Annotated in this window: 12 protein-coding genes, 1 pseudogene and 1 other annotated feature; of the genes and pseudogenes, 6 read left to right on the forward strand and 7 right to left on the reverse strand. The window is 68.9% G+C overall.

The window, feature by feature from the left end; translation table 11 throughout:
* Positions 1 to 221 precede the first annotated feature (221 nt).
* From J5X07_RS04385 to dapB, 4 genes are all read left to right on the forward strand, one after another.
* Positions 222 to 1,763, forward strand: a complete 1,542-nt coding sequence (locus J5X07_RS04385) for a catalase (RefSeq protein ID WP_124933353.1) — start codon at positions 222 to 224, stop codon at positions 1,761 to 1,763.
* A gap of 79 nt (positions 1,764 to 1,842) precedes the next feature.
* A complete protein-coding gene (locus tag J5X07_RS04390) occupies positions 1,843 to 3,246 on the forward strand; it encodes a M16 family metallopeptidase (protein ID WP_424924083.1) in 1,404 nt (467 codons plus the stop codon).
* Between the two features lie 719 nt (positions 3,247 to 3,965).
* On the forward strand, positions 3,966 to 4,103 hold the full coding sequence (locus J5X07_RS04395) for a hypothetical protein (protein ID WP_208478809.1): 138 nt from the start codon (positions 3,966 to 3,968) through the stop codon (positions 4,101 to 4,103).
* Positions 4,104 to 4,193: 90 nt separating this feature from the next.
* A complete protein-coding gene (gene dapB / locus J5X07_RS04400; protein WP_208478810.1) occupies positions 4,194 to 4,946 on the forward strand; it encodes a 4-hydroxy-tetrahydrodipicolinate reductase in 753 nt (250 codons plus the stop codon).
* A gap of 66 nt (positions 4,947 to 5,012) precedes the next feature.
* Here dapB and J5X07_RS04405 read toward each other — a convergent pair whose 3' ends face one another.
* Positions 5,013 to 5,783, reverse strand: coding sequence for a GNAT family N-acetyltransferase (locus tag J5X07_RS04405; RefSeq protein ID WP_208478811.1), 771 nt, complete (start codon positions 5,781 to 5,783; stop codon positions 5,013 to 5,015).
* Between the two features lie 440 nt (positions 5,784 to 6,223).
* Here J5X07_RS04405 and dapA point away from each other — a divergent pair, with 440 nt between their 5' ends.
* Positions 6,224 to 7,120, forward strand: coding sequence for a 4-hydroxy-tetrahydrodipicolinate synthase (gene dapA, locus J5X07_RS04410; protein ID WP_124933357.1), 897 nt, complete (start codon positions 6,224 to 6,226; stop codon positions 7,118 to 7,120).
* A 91-nt stretch (positions 7,121 to 7,211) separates the two neighbouring features.
* Entirely contained in the window at positions 7,212 to 7,646 is a 435-nt protein-coding gene (locus J5X07_RS04415; protein WP_208478812.1) for a pyrimidine dimer DNA glycosylase/endonuclease V, read from the forward strand.
* 516 nt (positions 7,647 to 8,162) lie between these two features.
* On the opposite strand, the gene J5X07_RS04420 is transcribed toward J5X07_RS04415, so the two are convergent.
* The 6 genes and pseudogenes from J5X07_RS04420 to J5X07_RS04445 all read right to left on the reverse strand — a co-directional run bounded on the left by J5X07_RS04420 (position 8,163) and on the right by J5X07_RS04445 (position 16,420).
* The gene (locus J5X07_RS04420) at positions 8,163 to 8,690 is read right to left on the reverse strand and encodes a hypothetical protein (RefSeq protein ID WP_208478813.1); all 528 of its coding nucleotides are present in this window, start codon (positions 8,688 to 8,690) and stop codon (positions 8,163 to 8,165) included.
* Between the two features lie 2 nt (positions 8,691 to 8,692).
* On the reverse strand, positions 8,693 to 9,022 hold the full coding sequence (locus J5X07_RS13230; RefSeq protein ID WP_208478814.1) for a hypothetical protein: 330 nt from the start codon (positions 9,020 to 9,022) through the stop codon (positions 8,693 to 8,695).
* 274 nt (positions 9,023 to 9,296) lie between these two features.
* Positions 9,297 to 11,126, reverse strand: coding sequence for an AMP-binding protein (locus J5X07_RS04430; RefSeq protein ID WP_208478860.1), 1,830 nt, complete (start codon positions 11,124 to 11,126; stop codon positions 9,297 to 9,299).
* Positions 11,127 to 12,185: 1,059 nt separating this feature from the next.
* Complete coding sequence (locus J5X07_RS04435; RefSeq protein WP_208478815.1) at positions 12,186 to 12,533, reverse strand: hypothetical protein; 348 nt, start codon at positions 12,531 to 12,533, stop codon at positions 12,186 to 12,188.
* Between the two features lie 368 nt (positions 12,534 to 12,901).
* Positions 12,902 to 14,182 (reverse strand): annotated as a pseudogene (locus J5X07_RS04440) (IS3 family transposase).
* Positions 13,776 to 13,907, reverse strand: a sequence feature (AL1L pseudoknot). It overlaps the preceding pseudogene by 132 nt.
* A gap of 165 nt (positions 14,183 to 14,347) precedes the next feature.
* On the reverse strand, positions 14,348 to 16,420 hold the full coding sequence (locus J5X07_RS04445; RefSeq protein ID WP_208478874.1) for a hypothetical protein: 2,073 nt from the start codon (positions 16,418 to 16,420) through the stop codon (positions 14,348 to 14,350).
* Positions 16,421 to 16,441 lie beyond the last annotated feature (21 nt).

Consider the following 16,441-nt stretch of genomic DNA (forward strand, 5'->3'; position numbering starts at 1 on the left):
CCGGCCCCAGGCCTTTCTATAGACGTTATTTCGCAAGCGGGCAATGCTGTATCAAACCCGTATCGGGCGGCTGGAGCCGTGATCGGGGCCTCATGACCCCGGCTTGTTTTCTCTGGCCCTGCGGGCGTTGACGGCGCTCATCATTCTCCCGGGGCGCGCCGCACTTGTCTTCTTCCTCCGCTCATGCTTTCATCATGAGCGACCTAGCAAAAGGAGGAAACATGTCAGAGAAGCCAATCAATCCGGGTGACGACTCTGGGTCGACCATGCTCAACGGGGCCCCCGCGGCCAGCGACCGCCAGAGCATCACACTCGGTCCCGATGGCCCCCTGCTCCTTCACGACCACCACCTGGTCAACTCCCTGGCCCACTTCAACCGGGAGAACATCCCCGACCGCAAGCCCCACGCCAAGGGCGCAGGAGCCTTCGGCGAGCTGGTCATCACCCACGACATCAGCAAGTACACCAAGGCGGCCCTCTTCCAGCCCGGGGCGCGCACCCGCGCCCTGCTGCGCTTCTCCACCGTGGCCGGCGAGGCCGGCTCCCCGGACACCTGGCGCGACGTGCGCGGATTCGCCCTGAAGTTCTACACCACCGAGGGCAACTGGGACCTGGTGGGCAACAACACGCCCATCTTCTTCCTGCGCGACCCCATGAAGTTCCCGCACTTCATCCGCAGCCAGAAGCGCCTGGGGGACAAGGGCCTGCGCGACCAGACCATGCAGTGGGACTTCTGGACCCTGTCCCCGGAGACCGCCCACCAGGTCACCTACCTCATGGGGGACCGGGGCCTGCCGCGCACCTGGCGGCACATGAACGGCTACGGCTCCCACACCTACATGCTCATCAACGAGGCGGGGGAGCGCTTCTGGGCCAAGTTCCACTTCCACACCAACCAGGGCGTGGAGAACTGGTCGGGCCAGGACGCCGAGGAGATCGCCGGCCAGGACGCCGACTTCCACCGCCGCGACCTGTTCGAGGCCATCGAGCGCGGGGATTACCCCAGCTGGACCCTGTCCATCCAGGTCATGCCGTATGAGGAGGCCAAGACCTACCGGATCAACCCCTTCGACCTGACCAAGACCTGGCCCCACGCCGACTACCCGCTCATCGAGGTCGGCACGCTGACCCTCAACGAGAACCCGGAGAACTTCTTCGCCCAGATCGACCAGGCCAGCTTCGCGCCGTCGAATATCGTCCCGGGCATCGGCTTCTCCCCGGACCGCATGCTGCTGGCCCGCGTCTTCGCCTACGCCGACGCCCAGCGCGCCCGCCTGGGGGTCAACCACGACCAGATCCCGGTCAACCAGCCCCTGCCCGAAGTGCGAGAGGCCTCCAACACCTACACCTTCGACGGGCCGATGCGCTACTTCCACTCCGGGGCCCAGCCCACCTACGCCGCGAACTCCGGCGGGCGGCCCTACGCCGATGAGCAGGGCCGCCTGGAGAACGGGTGGGAGGCCGACGGCGAGATGGTCCTGGCCGCCCAGACCCTGCGCGAGGACGACGACGACTTCTCCCAGGCCGGCATCCTCGTGCGCGAGGTCTTCACCGAGGCCCAGCGCGAGCGCCTGGTCGGCACCGTCGCGGGCGGCCTGGCCCAGATCGAGCGCCCCGAGGTGCTCGAGCGCGCCCTGTGGTACTGGAAGAGCATCGATGAGGGTGTGGGCTCCCGCATCGAGGATGCCGTGACCCGCCTCACCGGTGAGGCCGCCGGCTCCGCCGTCGAGCGCACGCCCCTGCGCGAGGGCGACTCCGCCTGAGCCTGGGCCCGATCCCGCTCGGCCCCTGGGCCGGCTCAGCCCCGAGCCGGCCCAGGGGCCGAGCCGTTAGGCTCTGCCGGTGACCAACTCAGCCAGCGACTCCCGTCCCGGGGCCGGCGCGCCCCTGCGCGCCCCCGGTACCGCCTCCTCCACCGACTACGCCGAGGTGGAGCTGCCCCGCAGAGCCTCAGGCGATCCGGCCGCGGAGCTCTCGCTCATCGACGACGGCGCCCTGACCCGCCGATCCGTCCTGCCCGGCGGGGTGCGGGTCATCACCGAGTCCGTGCCGGGACTGCGCTCGACGTCGATCGGCCTGTGGCTGGGGGTGGGCTCGCGCGATGAGGCGCCGGGCCAGGAGGGCTCCACTCACTTCCTGGAGCACCTGCTGTTCAAGGGCACCGCCACCCGGGACGCCCACGGCATCGCCGAGGCCTTCGACATGATCGGCGGGGAGTCCAATGCCGCGACCTCCAAGGAGCACACCTCCTACTACGCCCGCGTCCTGGCGCCCGACGCCATGGAGGCCCTCGACGTCGTCACCGACATGGTCACCTCCTCGCTGCTGGATCCCCAGGAGGTCGAGACCGAGCGGGGCGTCATCATCTCCGAGCTGGCCGATGCTGCTGATGACCCTGCCGATGTGGCCCAGGAGGCCTTCGCGCGTGCCGCCTTCGGTGAGGGCACGCCCCTGGGCCGGCCCATCGGCGGCACCCCCGAGACGGTGGCGGCCGTGCCTCGGGATGCTGTGTGGGAGCACTACCGGCGCACCTACTCCTCCGACGCCCTGGTGGTGGCGGTGGCCGGAGCCGTGGACCATGACGAGGTCTGCGAGCGGGTGGCCGCCGACCTGGCCGCCGGTGGCTGGGAGGCGGCCGCCTCGGTCCCGCCGCGCCAGCGGCGCTTCGAGGTCGAGCCGGTCCGCGCGCTGAGCGTGGAGGATGTCACCGTGGAGCGGGAGGCCGAGCAGTCGCACGTGTACCTGACCTGCCAGGGCATCGCGGTGCGTGATGAGCGGCGCTGGGCGATGAGCGTGCTCACCACGATCCTGGGCGGGGGGATGTCCTCGCGCCTGTTCCAGGAGGTGCGCGAGAAGCGGGGCCTGGCCTACACCACCTACGCCTTCGACACCTCCTATGCCGGGGCGGGCGCCTTCGGCCTGTACGCCGGCTGCGCGCCGCGCGACGTCGATGAGGTCACGGCCGTGATGCTCGGGGAGTTCGAGAAGCTCGCCGAGCAGGGCCCCACCGACCGGGAGATGGCCCGTGCCCGGGGGCAGATCCGGGGCGCCATGGTGCTGGGCGGGGAGGATTCCCTGGCGCGCATGGGCCGCCTGGGCCGTGCCGAGGTGGTCACCGGGCGCCTGCGCTCCATGGAGGAGAACCTGCGCCTGCTGGGAGAGGTCACCGCCCAGGAGGTGCGCGAGCTCGCTGCCTGGCTGGTGGCCCAGAAGCAGGCCCGGGTGCTCGTGGGCCCCAGGGCCTGATCGGGCGGGAGTATGCGTCACGCTGCGGCAGCTGTTGCCGTAGCGGTGCCGATGTCGTCGCGAGAGGACTGCATCGAGGCAGCCACAAAACCCACGAGAATTTGCTGATATCTCTTGTGATCCTAGGCACAGTCAGCTAGGCTCATCTCAACCAGGTGCGCGCGATGGTGTTGCGTGGTAGTGACCCTGGGTTGAGGAAGAGGTGACCGATGGACCGTGAGGAAGAAGGGCAGGCATCGGGCGGGATAAGGTCCGTCGCGATTAAATTGACTGCGGCGCGGATTCTATTTTTAGCCGGTGCGTTGAGCTGCTGTGCGTATGCTGTTGCCTTGGGGCTGTCGCAACGGGGCCAGTTGCATGCCTCGGGAGCCGTTGGTTCCATAGTCGCCTTCGTCATGTTCTCGCTGATGCATGTCGCCTGGTGGGGGGCTCTGAGGAAGCCTCATCCTCGCAGGATCGACTTGGCGAAAAAAGCGAGTTATGTGCACATAGTGATGTTCATAAGCGCTACGTTGAAAAACTCTCCGCAGAGCAACTACGGCATCACGGAGGCGGTCCTGCCCATCCCTGACGATAAGATCGTGATGGCGATGCCGCCGCTCCTTGTCGTTATCAGTTGCATCAACGCACTCCTTCTAAGGAGTGTAAGTGTAACCAGACTAGAGTAATCGGTCCCGCCAGGGTGGCGACCAGGATCATCCTGAGAAGAGAGAAACAACATGTTGAACTTGTTAACGGTGGTCACGGGAGCCGTTGGGGCCGCGCTGATGCCCCGGGAGTTCGAGAAGCTGGCCGAGCAGGGCCCCACCGACCGGGAGGTGGCCCGCGCCCGGGTGCTCGTGGGGTCCAGGGCCTGAGGAGCCGGCCGTCTTAGGCGCGGAGCCGCCTGCACTCCCGCTCTGCGGACCCGGGGCTCCCGTCCCCAGGAAGATGGCTAGGGTGGGGCCATGAGCATTCGCGTAGCCGTGCTGGGCGCCGCCGGGCGCATGGGATCGACCGTCTGCCGGGCGGTTGAGCAGGCCGAGGGCCTGGATCTCGTCGCCCGCCTGGACGCCGGCGACCCCATCGACGCCGAGCACCTCCGGGGTGCCCAGGTGGCGGTGGACTTCACCGTCCCCGATGTCACCGAGGCCAATGTCCACGCCGCCATTGATGCCGGGTGCGACGTGGTGGTGGGCACCACCGGCTGGGACGAGGAGTCCTACGGGCGCATCCGCACCCACCTGGAGCAACCCGGGGCCCGGGGCCGGGCCGTGCTCATCGCCCCCAACTTCGCCCTGTCCGCGGTCCTGGCGATGAGCCTGGCCGCCAAGGCGGCCCGCTACTTCGAGTCCGCCGAGGTCATCGAGCTCCACCACCCCGGCAAGGTCGACGCCCCCTCGGGCACGGCCGTGGCCACGGCCCAGCGCCTGGCCGCCGCCCGCTCCGAGGCCGGCCTGGGGCCGGTGCCCGACGCCACGCAGGTCGATCCCGATGGGGCGCGGGGCGCCGTCATCGACGGCATCCACGTCCACGCGGTGCGGCTGCGGGGCCTGACGGCGCACGAGGAGGTGGTCCTGGGCAATCCCGGCGAGCAGCTGACCATCCGCACCGACTCCTTCGACCGCGCCAGCTTCATGCCCGGTGTGGTCCTGGCCGTGCGCGAGGTGGGCAGCCGACCGGGCCTGACCATCGGATTGGACGCCCTGCTCGACCTGTGAGGCCGGCCCTGCAGGAGCCCCGCCCAGGAGGACGGGGGCTGCCGGCCCCGCCCCGGCGGGGCCGGGCTACAGGGAGGCGGCCCAGCAGTCCTCGATGACTCCCTGGCCCACGGGCAGCTGGCGGTGGACGCCGGTGGGCGCCATGCCCACGGCCTGGAGGAGGCGGGTGAGGGACTCATCGCCCCGCACCGACCACGCCACCAGGGCACTGGCGCCGTCCTGGCGGGCCAGATCCACGGCGGCGGCCAGGAGCCGGGAGCCATGGCCGTGCAGCTGGTGCCCGGGGTCGACCCCCAGGGCCGTGATCTCCGCCGCCCGCATCTGCTGAGCCCTCTGCTCCTCGTGCACGCCGGCCGGGCCGTCGCCGTCGTTCTCGGCTCCCCCGGCGCGTGCGGCGGATGTGGTCCCATCGAGGTCGGTCGCCCGGGTGGGCGCCATCCCCAGCAACCCGACGACGCCCCCGTCCTGGGTGGCCACGAGAACCCGGTGCTGCGGGGAGGGCGGGGAGGCGACCGCCTCGCGCCAGCCCGCGGTGATGACCGGGGCGCTGATCATGGCGCGCACCCCCTCGGGCAGGGGCGAGCCGTGCGCCGCGTCGTGGGCGGCCTCCAGGCTGGCCCGCATCGTCACCGCGTGGATCGCGCCGATCCGCGCCAGGTCCTGGGCGCGGGCCGGGCGCACGAAGCCCCCGGCCGGGACCCGGCCCTCATCGGCCCCGCCGTGCTGGTGAGCGTCATGGCCGCGCCCATCCAGGCCCCCGGCGCGGGCATCGAGCCCGGCGATGGGGTCGGCGTCGAACACGGAGGGCCGCTCCTGCGGATCAGGCGTGGAGGTCATGGCGCGAGCCTAGAGGATGCCCCGCCTCGCCCCCGGCGCATTCCCTGCACCGGGGGAGCGCAAGCGCGTCACCTCGCGGCAGGGGCGTCACGTCGCGGAATGGACGTGCCTTGGAGGTATCGCCTTGTCCGCGAGGCGACGCCGAATCCGCGACGTGACGCCCTATCGCCGCCACCCATCCCAGCACGCACTCCGCAGCCTCGCCCGCGCAGCAGGGGCCGGTGGATCGCGGGGAGGCTCCCGGCGGGTCCGCGCGCCAGGGCCGCCGGGGCGCCAGCCGGCGCCGACCGGCCGACGCCGGAGTGCTGGGCCCGGGCCCGCTGCTGCCGTGCGGCCACGTGCGCCCCGCCGTGGCGCATCGCGCGCCCCCGCCCCGTCATAGGCGCAGGATGCTGGGTCATCGGGGCCACATGGGGGTATCGCACCGTTAGGCTGGGGCCATGAGCGCAGTGCCCTCCCGCAGCTTCGGATCCGTCGGCGTGGCCATGGTCACGCCCTTCACCCCTGAGGGCGAGCTGGACATCCCCGCCGCCCAGGCCCTGGCCCTCAGCCTCGTCCAGGACGGCGCGGACATGATCCTGCTGTCGGGCACCACCGGCGAGGCCCCCACCACCCACCTGCCCGAGAAGCAGGACCTCATCCGGGAGGTCAAGGACGCCCTGGCCGGGCGCGCCATGGTCATGGCCGGGGCCGGCTCCAACGACACCGCCCACGCGGTGCGCAATGGCGTGGGCTCCCAGGAGGCCGGCGCCGAGGGCCTGCTCATCAACGCCCCCTACTACAACCGCCCCAGCCAGGAGGGCGTCTACCGCCACATCATGGCGGTGGTCGAGGCCACCGACCTGCCGGTGATGGTCTACGACATCCCCGGGCGCACCGGCGTGCGCATCGAGGACGGCACCCTGGCCCGCATGGCCGAGCATGAGCGGGTCCTGGCCGTCAAGGACGCCACGGGCGATGTCGAGCAGGGCTTCGAGCGCATGGAGGCCACCGGCCTGGAGTACTACTCGGGCGACGACGGGCTGAACTTCGCCTGGCTGGCGCACGGCGCCTCCGGCGTGGTCTCGGTGGCCGCCCACGCCGACGCCCACTCCTGGCGCGAGATGATCGCGGAGGTCGACGCCGGTGACCTGGCCGGTGCCCGGGCCGTGGCCCAGCGGATGCGCCCCCTGGTGCGCGCCCTCATGGGCGGGGGCCAGGGCGCGGTCATGGCCAAGGAGGCCCTCCTGCTCCAGGGCCGCATCCCCTGCGCCGAGCTGCGCCTGCCCCTGGTACGCGCTGAGGCCGGGGAGGTCGCCGCCCTGCGCGCCACCCTGGAGGAGTGCGGTCTGCTGTGAGGGCATGTGCGAGGACGCGGGATGTGCGCCCGCCGTCGGCCCGGCGCGGGGGATCCCGGCCCTGCGCATCGGCGCGGGACAGGAGGGGCCGATGAGGATATGGTCCCTGCACCCGGGTCATCTCGACCGGGCCGGGCTGGTGGCCTGCTGGCGGGAGTCCCTGCTGGCCCAGGCGGTTCTGGCCGGGCGCACCCGCGGCTACCGCAACCATCCCCAGCTGGAGCGCTTCCGCGGGGCGGGGGAGCCCCTGGTCACGATCTCGGCCTACTTGTGGGGCCTGCGCGAGGAGGCGCTCCAGCGCGGCTACCGCTTCGACCCGGCGCGCATCGACCTGCCCCGGGAGGAGTGCGGGGCCGTGGGCCTGACGGTCACCAGTGGCCAGATGGACCTGGAGGCCCGGCACCTGCGGGCCAAGCTGGAGGCCCGCGCCCCCGAGCGACTGCCCCTGCCCGAGCACCTGGACCCCCACCCGCTGTTCACCGTCATCCCCGGGGACATCGAGCCCTGGGAGCGCAGCAGCTCCTGAAGACGAGTGCTGCGGAGCTGGCGGGTGAAACGGGGCTCCAGCTCGCCTGAGCCGCATTCCAGGCGCCAACGGCCCTCGTTGCACATCTTCAGCTTCCGGCCCTGCGATCAGCCCCGGCGTTCTGGCAGGATCACGCCAATCATTGACACCGGGCAGGCCCGAAGATGTGCAGCCAGGGCGCCGCTGCACATCTTCGGGCCCGTCAGACAGGATTCCGATCAGGTGAACCGCGGAATCATGCGGTTCTACCGAGCGGTCTATTCTTGAAGATGTGCAACAGCAGGGGTGAGGTGTAGGCGTGGAGCGGACTGCTGGCGAGCTGGGCTTTCGGTGCGCTTGATCGCCTGGCAGGGGCTGAGGATCCTCTGAGCGCCGATCCGGGTTCCTGATCCCGTTTGAGCGCCTGGGGGCGCCATCTCCTGTTCACCATCATCCGCGGGGCCGTCGAGCCCCGGGGGCCGCCCCGCCGTCGAGGTTCCCGAGGCTGCGGGAGGGTTCCACGGCGGGGGCGGGCGCTCAGTGCCCCTGACCGGTGGGGTAGCCCTGGCCCGCCGCTCCGGGATACCCGTAGCCGCCGTGGGCCCCGGCGCCCGGATGAAGTGGAACCCCTGACTGCTCCGAGAGCAGGACGTAGGAGCGGGCGAGCATGAGCACCTGGACGCGCCCCAGGAGGATCCAACCCACAACGGTGACCGTCCCCGCCATGTACAGGAGAATGGTGATGCAGAAGACGGACATGAATCCATCGGAGCGCGAGACCAGGGAGCACGAGCGCCCGATGGCGGCGAAGGGAGAGCCGCCGCGGTCTGCGGCGGCCATCGCGCAGAATGCGAAGAAGTACATGATGGCGAACCCGGCAATGATGAAGGAGGCGTTGCCCAGCGCGACCAGGACAGCGGTGATGAAGACGGCCGTGAAGGCGCTCAGGGCATGCGGGATGACGAAGAAGTCCTTCACATGCAGGCGCCGGCCCTGAGCGATGACCAGGCAGGCATGGTTGAGGCCGGTGACTCCCAGGAGCACGGCGCTGAAGAAGGCCAGCATGATCAGGAAGATGAGCAGGCCGTCAAGGCCCCCTCCACAGGCTCGAGCAGGCTGAGCAGGGAGGGGAGGAGGATGGCGCTGGGCACCAGCAACAGGGGCAGGCCGGCCAGCACCAGGGGCTGATCCTTGATCTGGGACCAGGCCCACTGCCAGATCTCACCGAGCTGGAGCAGAGGGCGGGCCGGCCAGCCGTAGCCACCCACGGCCCCACCGGGCACCGGCGCTCCGTACGGGGCGGCCGCAGGCCAGGGCCGGCCGTACCCGTCACTGGGGCCGCTGGAGGCACTGGTGCCCCAACCGCTCCCGGAATAGGGGCCGGTGGCCGGGGGCACGGTGCCGGGGGAGGGCGGCTGGTAGCCGCTCGCCGCATCGCCCCAACCAGCAGCGGGTCCGGCCCCGGGCGCCCCGCCCCGGGCCTGCGGGGCAGTGCCTGGCCGGGATTCTGCTCATCGTTCTGGGTCATGGCCGATCATCGCATCCGCGAAGACCACAAGGATGTCATCGAGCTGTGACGCTCAGCGGGCCATCGGGCCCCGATGGGCGCGATCACGCCGCGGTGGCAGGATCAGGCCGCGGTGGGCCTGGTCGTCGTCCGACCATCGCCGCTCACGGCTCGCTCCGGTCCTGCTTGCCGGGGGTTCCCGCCCCCGGCAGGTGCTCGATGATGCTGGCCGCTGCGCTCGTGGCCGCCTCGGAGGCGGCCTCCCGGGCCGCCAGCAGCTCCTCGCGCACCACCCGGCGCAGCACCTTGCCGATCTGGGAGCGGGGCATCTCGGACAGGATCGCGATCTGGCGCGGCAGGGCGTAGTGGGACAGCGTCGTGGCCGCCCACTCGCGCACCTGCTCCAGGGTCACGCTCTGGCCCTCCTTGGGCAGGATGGCCGCCACCACGGACTCGTTGCCCGCCTCGGCGGGTAGTCCGACGACGGCGACGTCCTCGACCTGCGGCATGGAGCGCACCGCCGCCTCCACCTCCGTGGGGTAGATGTTGAAGCCCCCCGAGATGATGAGCTCCTTGCGGCGATCGGCGATGACGTAGAAGCCGTCCTCCTCCTGGCGCACCAGGTCCCCGGTGCGCAGCCAGCCGCCCTCCAGCAGCACCTCCGCGGTCTCCTCGGGGTTGTTCCAGTACCCGCGGAAGACCTGGGGCCCGCGCGCCAGCAGCTCGCCGACCTGCCCGGGCGCCACCTCGCGGGAGGGGTCCTCCGGATCGACCAGGCGCACCTGGGTGGAGGGGTAGGGGACCCCCAGCGTGCCCGGCCTGCGCTCGGGGGAGATGGGGTTGCCCAGGATGATGGGGGAGGACTCGGTCATGCCGTAGCCCTCGATGATCACGCCGCCCGTGGCCTCCTCCCAGGCCTGCGCCACCGGGCGGGGGTTGGGGGCGGCCCCGCACACGGCGATGGTGCAGGAGGACAGGTCGGCTCCGGTGGCCCGGGCGCGGGCGACCAGGCGGTCGAACATCACCGGCACGCCGGGGAAGAAGGTCGCCGGTCGGCGCTTCCAGGCCGCCAGCACCAGGTCGGCCCCGAACTTGGGCAGCACCACCTGGGTGGCCGCCAGGCCCACCGCGCACAGCAGCGACAGGGACAGCCCGAAGGCGTGGAAGAAGGGCAGCACTGCGTAGAAGGTCTCCCGGCCCGGCCGGGTGGACTGGGAGGCCCAGGCCAGGCTCATCTCCGCATTGGAGCGCAGGTTGGCATGCGTCAGGCCCACCGCCTTGGGCGTGCCGGTGGTGCCCCCGGTGTAGAGCAGGACCGCGGTGTCGTCCACCCCCGGCAGGGGCGCGCCGGCGTCCAGCGGGGGGCAGGAGGCGGCCAGGTCGTCCCAGGAGTCCACCCCGGCGGGGACGGCGCCTCGCAGCTCGCGCCGGCGGGTGCGGGCCGCGGCCACCGGCAGTCTCAGGGCCAGGCGGCTGCGCCGGGGCAGCCCACGGGTGAGGTCCACCGACAGCACCCGCAGTCCTCCCAGGCCCGCCTCCTCCAGGGAGCCGGTGGCCGCGACCAGGCGCTCCAGAGTCTTCTCCCAGGCGATGATGACGCGGCCGCCGTGGATGTGGAACTGCTCGCGCAGCTGGGCGGCCGGAGCCAGGGGATTGTGCTCGGCGACGATCGCCCCGAGCCGCCAGGCCGCGTAGGCCAGGACCGCGTGCTGGGGGCAGTTGGGCAGGATGAGCCCCACCACGTCCCCGGCCCCCACGCCCAGGGATCGCAGCGCCTCGGAGGCGCGGGCCGCCTGCCGGGCGAACTGGGCATAGGTGGTGGTGGCCCCCATGAAGTCCAGGGCCACCCGGTCGGGGAAGGCGCGCGCGGCGTCGTCGAGCATGCGGGACAGCGGCTCGGTGACCGGCGCGATGGCGGCGGGAACGCCGGGGGCGTAGTGCGGGCGGGCGATGCGCTCCTGCGGTGCGCCGGCGGCTTGCCCCGCGGCTTCCACTGCCTCCACTGATGTCCTCCCGGTGCTGGGCCGATGATGCTGATCGTGCCGCCTGACCGCTCCGCGCAGGAGCCGGGCGGCCGAGCCGGCCCTGAGCACCGGCCTCGGGGAGGCACTCTAACCTACGGTAGCGTAGCCTCCCGCGACGGCGCGGGGGAGTCCGCAGCGGCCTCTCGCCGCCACCGGCCCGGGCGCAGCGCCGGTCGGCCTGCAACGAGCGCTTGGGGTCCTGCTTGCCCTGGTCCACAGGGCAAGAGGCCGGCTGTTTGACCGCCGCAGGGGCCTTGACGATGCGTCCGTCGGTGTACAGGTCTTCCAGGTCCAGGCTCAAGAATCTGGTCGAAGGCCGCCAGGGTTATCTGCTCCAGGCCTGCAAAGACGCCTACGGCGATCCGCTCATCCGGGTATCGACATACTTGGGCAGCAGCGCGGCGCAATGGATCCACAGGGCCACAGGGCCAGGAAAATGGAGGCGCGGGCATGAGAACTCTTCTGGACCAGGAAGCGAGGCTCAGACCCCATCTTCTACAGGCCCTCGTTCCTGCCATCACGCAGCGCCATACTCACCTGCCCGCGCAGCCTCTAGCGCGTACTGGTCTCCGGCGCTCCCTGACGGCCCTGGTCATGGGGCCCGCCCATGACGGGTTGCGGAGCCCTCCGCTTACTGCACCCGGGCTGGCTGATCCTTAGAGGCTCATCACACTGAGGTCCTGCCATAACTCCTCGAGACGGTCCGCCCAAGTCACTGGCCCAGTCATCGGGCATGGATGCTCACGGCGCACCGCCTGCGCGGCTGCGCGAACGAGTCCCGGGCATAAGGATGGCGCTGACCGGGGGAAAGGTCATAGCGCTGTTGCAGAACACGGGCCAGAGCGTCCTTACCGTGGTTGAGCGTGAGTCAATTGCGCACCTGCTTGAGCAGCCGGAGCAGTTTCACGGCACCGCTCGACCCAGTTCCGCTCCCCGATGAGCCGCAAGGCACGAGCCTTGAACTCAGGGCCGCACCTGCGAGGCGCATTCCCACCCCTCTAGAAGAACCAGGATGAAGACCAGAGCACTTCAAACCCCTTGACGAAGATCGGACAGGGACTCCCGCGTGCTGCGCCCAGAGGTGTCCAGGGAGTCAGTCAGACGATGCGTGGCCTCCTCGCTGAGTGCCTCCAGCCTGTTGCGGCTAGCCGTCTCGGGACAGGCCCTCCAGTTGGGGCCGTGAGCCTCCCGAGCGCTGGCATCCAGCCAAGCGTGGGCCGTCATCCCAGCAGTCATACCGCCATAGGCCACGTCCAGCAGCAGGAGAAGAGCCATGTCAGCATCACTCATCGGCTCTCGCCCATCTTCCTCGAGGACCCGGCACAGTGTCATGACCACCTGCTCGACCTCGGGATCATTGGATCTGTCCACGGCCATAGGCAATCCTAAGGCCAGCATCGATCCGCGCAATGCGTCGCCTGAATAGACAGATCGACCCGTGGTCCACCGATCGTCGAAGCCTTGGGCCCAGTCGCAGACGGAGGGCTCTGAGCAATGAGAACGCCCTTCCTCGGGGCTGAAGACATCCCCAACCTCCGCGAGCGCATTGTGAGGAGACTTGGGGATCTCACCGTGGCATCCCGCGATACCACGTCGTTCAAGGGTCATTCGGGGCGGGCCCCCGCCAGGAGGAGGCTGACCTCGGTGGCGGTCCCCTGATCCGGATCGGCAAGGGCGGACAGGATGCTGTTAAGAGGGCTGGATGCACGTGAAAGTGTCAAGCCCCGGGTTTTGTGGAGGCTGGTTTATCTGGTGCCGGTGGTTGCCGGTTGTGGTTGTTCTTGGCGGTGGTGGTCGTGGTGGGTGTCGGGTGCCCAGGCGGCCTCGTGCTCGGCGGGGGTTCGCATCCCGATGGCGGAATGGGGCCGGATAGTGTTGAACCAGTGGACCCACTCGGCGGTGGCGACCTCGACGGCATCGATGTCCTCCCAGGGGCCCTGGTTACGGATGAGCTCAGCCTTGTACAAGGAGTTCAGCGCCTCAGCCAGAGCGTTGTCATAGGAGTCTCCCTTGGACCCCACCGAGGCGACTGCCTCGCAGTCGGCCAGAGCCTGCCCGTAGCGGATGGCTCGGTACTGGGCGCCGCGGTCGGAGTGGTGCACCAGGCCAGAGAGATCAGCCCCGGTGCGTTTTCGTTGACACATGGCCATCTTGAGGGCGTCCAGAGAGGTCGGTGTACAGGCCGGTGGAGGTCTGCCACCCGATGATCCGCCGCGAGAACACGTCAGTCACGAAAGCCACATAGACCCACCCCGAGAAGGTACGCACATAGGTGATGTCGGCGACCCACAGCTCGTTAGGGGCGAAGGCCTCGAAGTGGCGCCTGACCAGGTCGGCCGGGCACTGGTCCTTAGCCACCGAGCGGGTCGTCCTGGGCGACTTAGCGCGTCTGACGCCGTGCAGACCCAGGTCGCCCATCAGCCGCTCGACGGTGCACCGGGCCACGTGACCGGCACCGTGACGCTCGGCGGCTTCGGATCGGTTGAGCATCACGTGCATCTTGCGGGCCCCCAGAACCGAGTAGTTGTCCTTGTGGGCCTTGGATATCTCCGCCTTGAGAGTCTCGTCGCGCAGGCTCCTGGCGCTAGGAGGCCGGCTACGACGGGCGTAGTAGGCACTCGGGGCGATCTGCACACCGGCCTCGCTGAGCGTGGTGCAGATCGGCTCGACCCCGAGATCCTGCCGGTTGTCGTCGATGAAGGAGTCGATGACCTCTACCGGCGGTCGAGCTCCGCCTGGGCGAAATACGCACTCGCCTTGCGCAGGATCTCATTGGCCCGACGCAGCTCTCGGACTTCTTTCTCAAGTTCCTTGATCCGGGCCGCCTCGTCGGTGGTGGTGCCGGGCCGGGTGCCCTGGTCGACCTGGGCCTTCTTGACCCAGGTGCGCAGAGCCTCGGGGTGGACACCTAGCTCATCGGCGATCCTGCGGATCGCGCCCTTGGCCCGCGCCGGGTCGGCCAGCGCCTCCAAGGTCATCCTCGTGGCCCGCTCGCGCAGCTCATCGGGGTACTTCTTACGTCCCATGACAGTGATCCTTCCGTGTCATCACTGCCTCCATCAAACCCGGGGCGGTTCAAAGATCAATGCTCTCCAGGATCTTGAAGCCGGGCGGCGTGATCATGGGGGGAGGTGCTTCCGGCTTGGCGAATCCCAGGCCCGAGACGCCGGCGATGCGGATGAGCAGTGTCATCATCGGTCCTCCCGGGGGGCGAAGTGATGGAGATCCGGGATATTGATGCTCCGATTGGCTCGCTTCCCTGAGCTCACTGCCTCCATCTTGCTGAAGAAGCGCACGATCGGCCCCATCTGATCGTCCTGGGACGGTTGCGGGGCCATGGATGGGTAACGAGGGCTCAGAGGCTTGCCTCCCTTGTTGCTCAGGCCATAGCAGGAGATGACGAAGTCCCGCACTGGTGCTGAACGGGTGAAGCCGGGGAGCTCCTTGCTGAGAAGCGTGCTCAGAAGCTCATCGATCGTATCCTTGGAGGACTGTTTCGAGGGGCGTGAGTAATCTCCTGAGGGTAGGCTGCTCTCCTTCTCGGAAGTCTGCTGCTCGGTGCTGGGGCAACTACCCAGGCAGCCCGTCAGATGACGGTAGCCGGCATGCAGATCCTGACCCGACCAGCACCTCACGTGTAGGGCCTCCATTGTTATCGCCCCCAGGCCGTAGGGCTTGCCGTGCCCCAGGGACAGACATCCCCGGGCGGGGCGTCCGCTGTTCCGAACCGACTCGGGAACCAGGCGCTTCGGGCTGAGTAGAAAAAGAAGCACTCCTAGTTGAGCGGGGCTGAGATTGTGGAAGCGCAGTTTGAAGGTGAAGATACTGCCGGGCTCGATGAATTGATAGAGGTAGGTCCCCCGTTCGCGCGCATTGTTTGCAATCTCCTCCGTGGCATAGTCGGAGGCTCTCCATATTGCGGCCTGGGGGAGCTTGCTGAGCAATGATCTCCCTTTTTTGCCGATCTCATCGCGGTGGGTGGGATAGACTTTGCGGATCAGGAGATCGCCGCGGAGGAAGAAGTCAGTGTTGAGGCGCTCGGGTGGTAGTGGGGATGAATCATGAGCCCTCAGATAGGGGCGCCCGCTCTGCGGCTTGGGGGAGGAGAGCTCGGATAGCATGAATGGGCTGTTGTCCGGCCCTTCCCCTGAGGCTGTCCATAGGTGCGCCTTATCTGCTACTGGAAGCGCGCTGCCAATGATCTCCACATGTCCACGGTAGTTGCATGTTGCCAATCCAGCCCCGGACCGGGACCGCTGCGACTCCTGGCCGGCCACCAGGCCATGGCCCCAGAGGCGCTCCCCTGCGGAGAACTCCTCTATGTGCTGGGCGGGTGCCATGTCGGAGTCGTCGGCCAGATCCCAAGGTGTTGATTTGTGGGGCACTCTCCCGATCTGTGCGGGAACCATGCGGATGAGAGTTCCATTCTTCTTCTTGATGTGCACTCGCACCGTTGGCCTGCCGGCTTGTGTCAGGTAGGCGCCAATTGTATCGAGAATGTTCTCCCTGGTGATCTCGGATAGGTTGATGTTCTGATTCTCGATCATTCCTCGCACCAGTGCATTGCATCGAGGGTGGAGTGGCTGATTTCGGTTCTGTATCAGGTAGTCGTAAATCAGCTCCCCGTACTCCTCCAGCACGGTTCTTTCGGTGACCTTCCTCTTCTTGTTGGTCCGCGTTCCGGACGTCCCGCCCCCTCCTTTCTCTTTCTTGGGGCAGATCTGGATGAAGAAGTCGTAGCGGGTGTCGCCCTGATTGTTGGCGCGGGACTCCTGCGACTTGCGTCTGCGCGCGGTGAGCACGGCAGTCTGTTTGCATTCACTGCCCTCGTCCGAGCGTTGTCGTCGGAACAGGTGCTGACCCGGTTCGAATCCGAAAACCCGAAATCGTGACATGGTGACCAGCTCGTAGGCGCTGGAGAGGACCCCTTTGAGGGCGGTGGCAGGGATGTGGGCGTCCTTGATTGCTGGACTGTTGCCGTCGTTGCTGGCGGTGGCCATGGGGTGGCCTGAGCGACTGGGGACGCCCAGTGCACGACGCTCATCATCGAAGAACTGGACGCCCGGTACCGTGGCCGTATGCGTCTCCAGGCGGACGAATATCTGCCCGCTGATCCGCTCCGGCGCTAAAGTCTCATGACCTGCGGGCTCCCCGTCCGGGAATAGCTTCTCTCGTCGCGCGGCTACTCCTGCGTAGGCGTGAGGCCATGTGGTCCAGTCATCTTTCAGGCCGCGCTCGCGCGGTGAGCGCGGGATACCATCCATGTGGTCGTTGGGGTGCAATGT

It is taken from the genome of Actinomyces bowdenii, assembly GCF_017592395.1.
GTDB lineage: Bacteria > Actinomycetota > Actinomycetes > Actinomycetales > Actinomycetaceae > Actinomyces > Actinomyces bowdenii.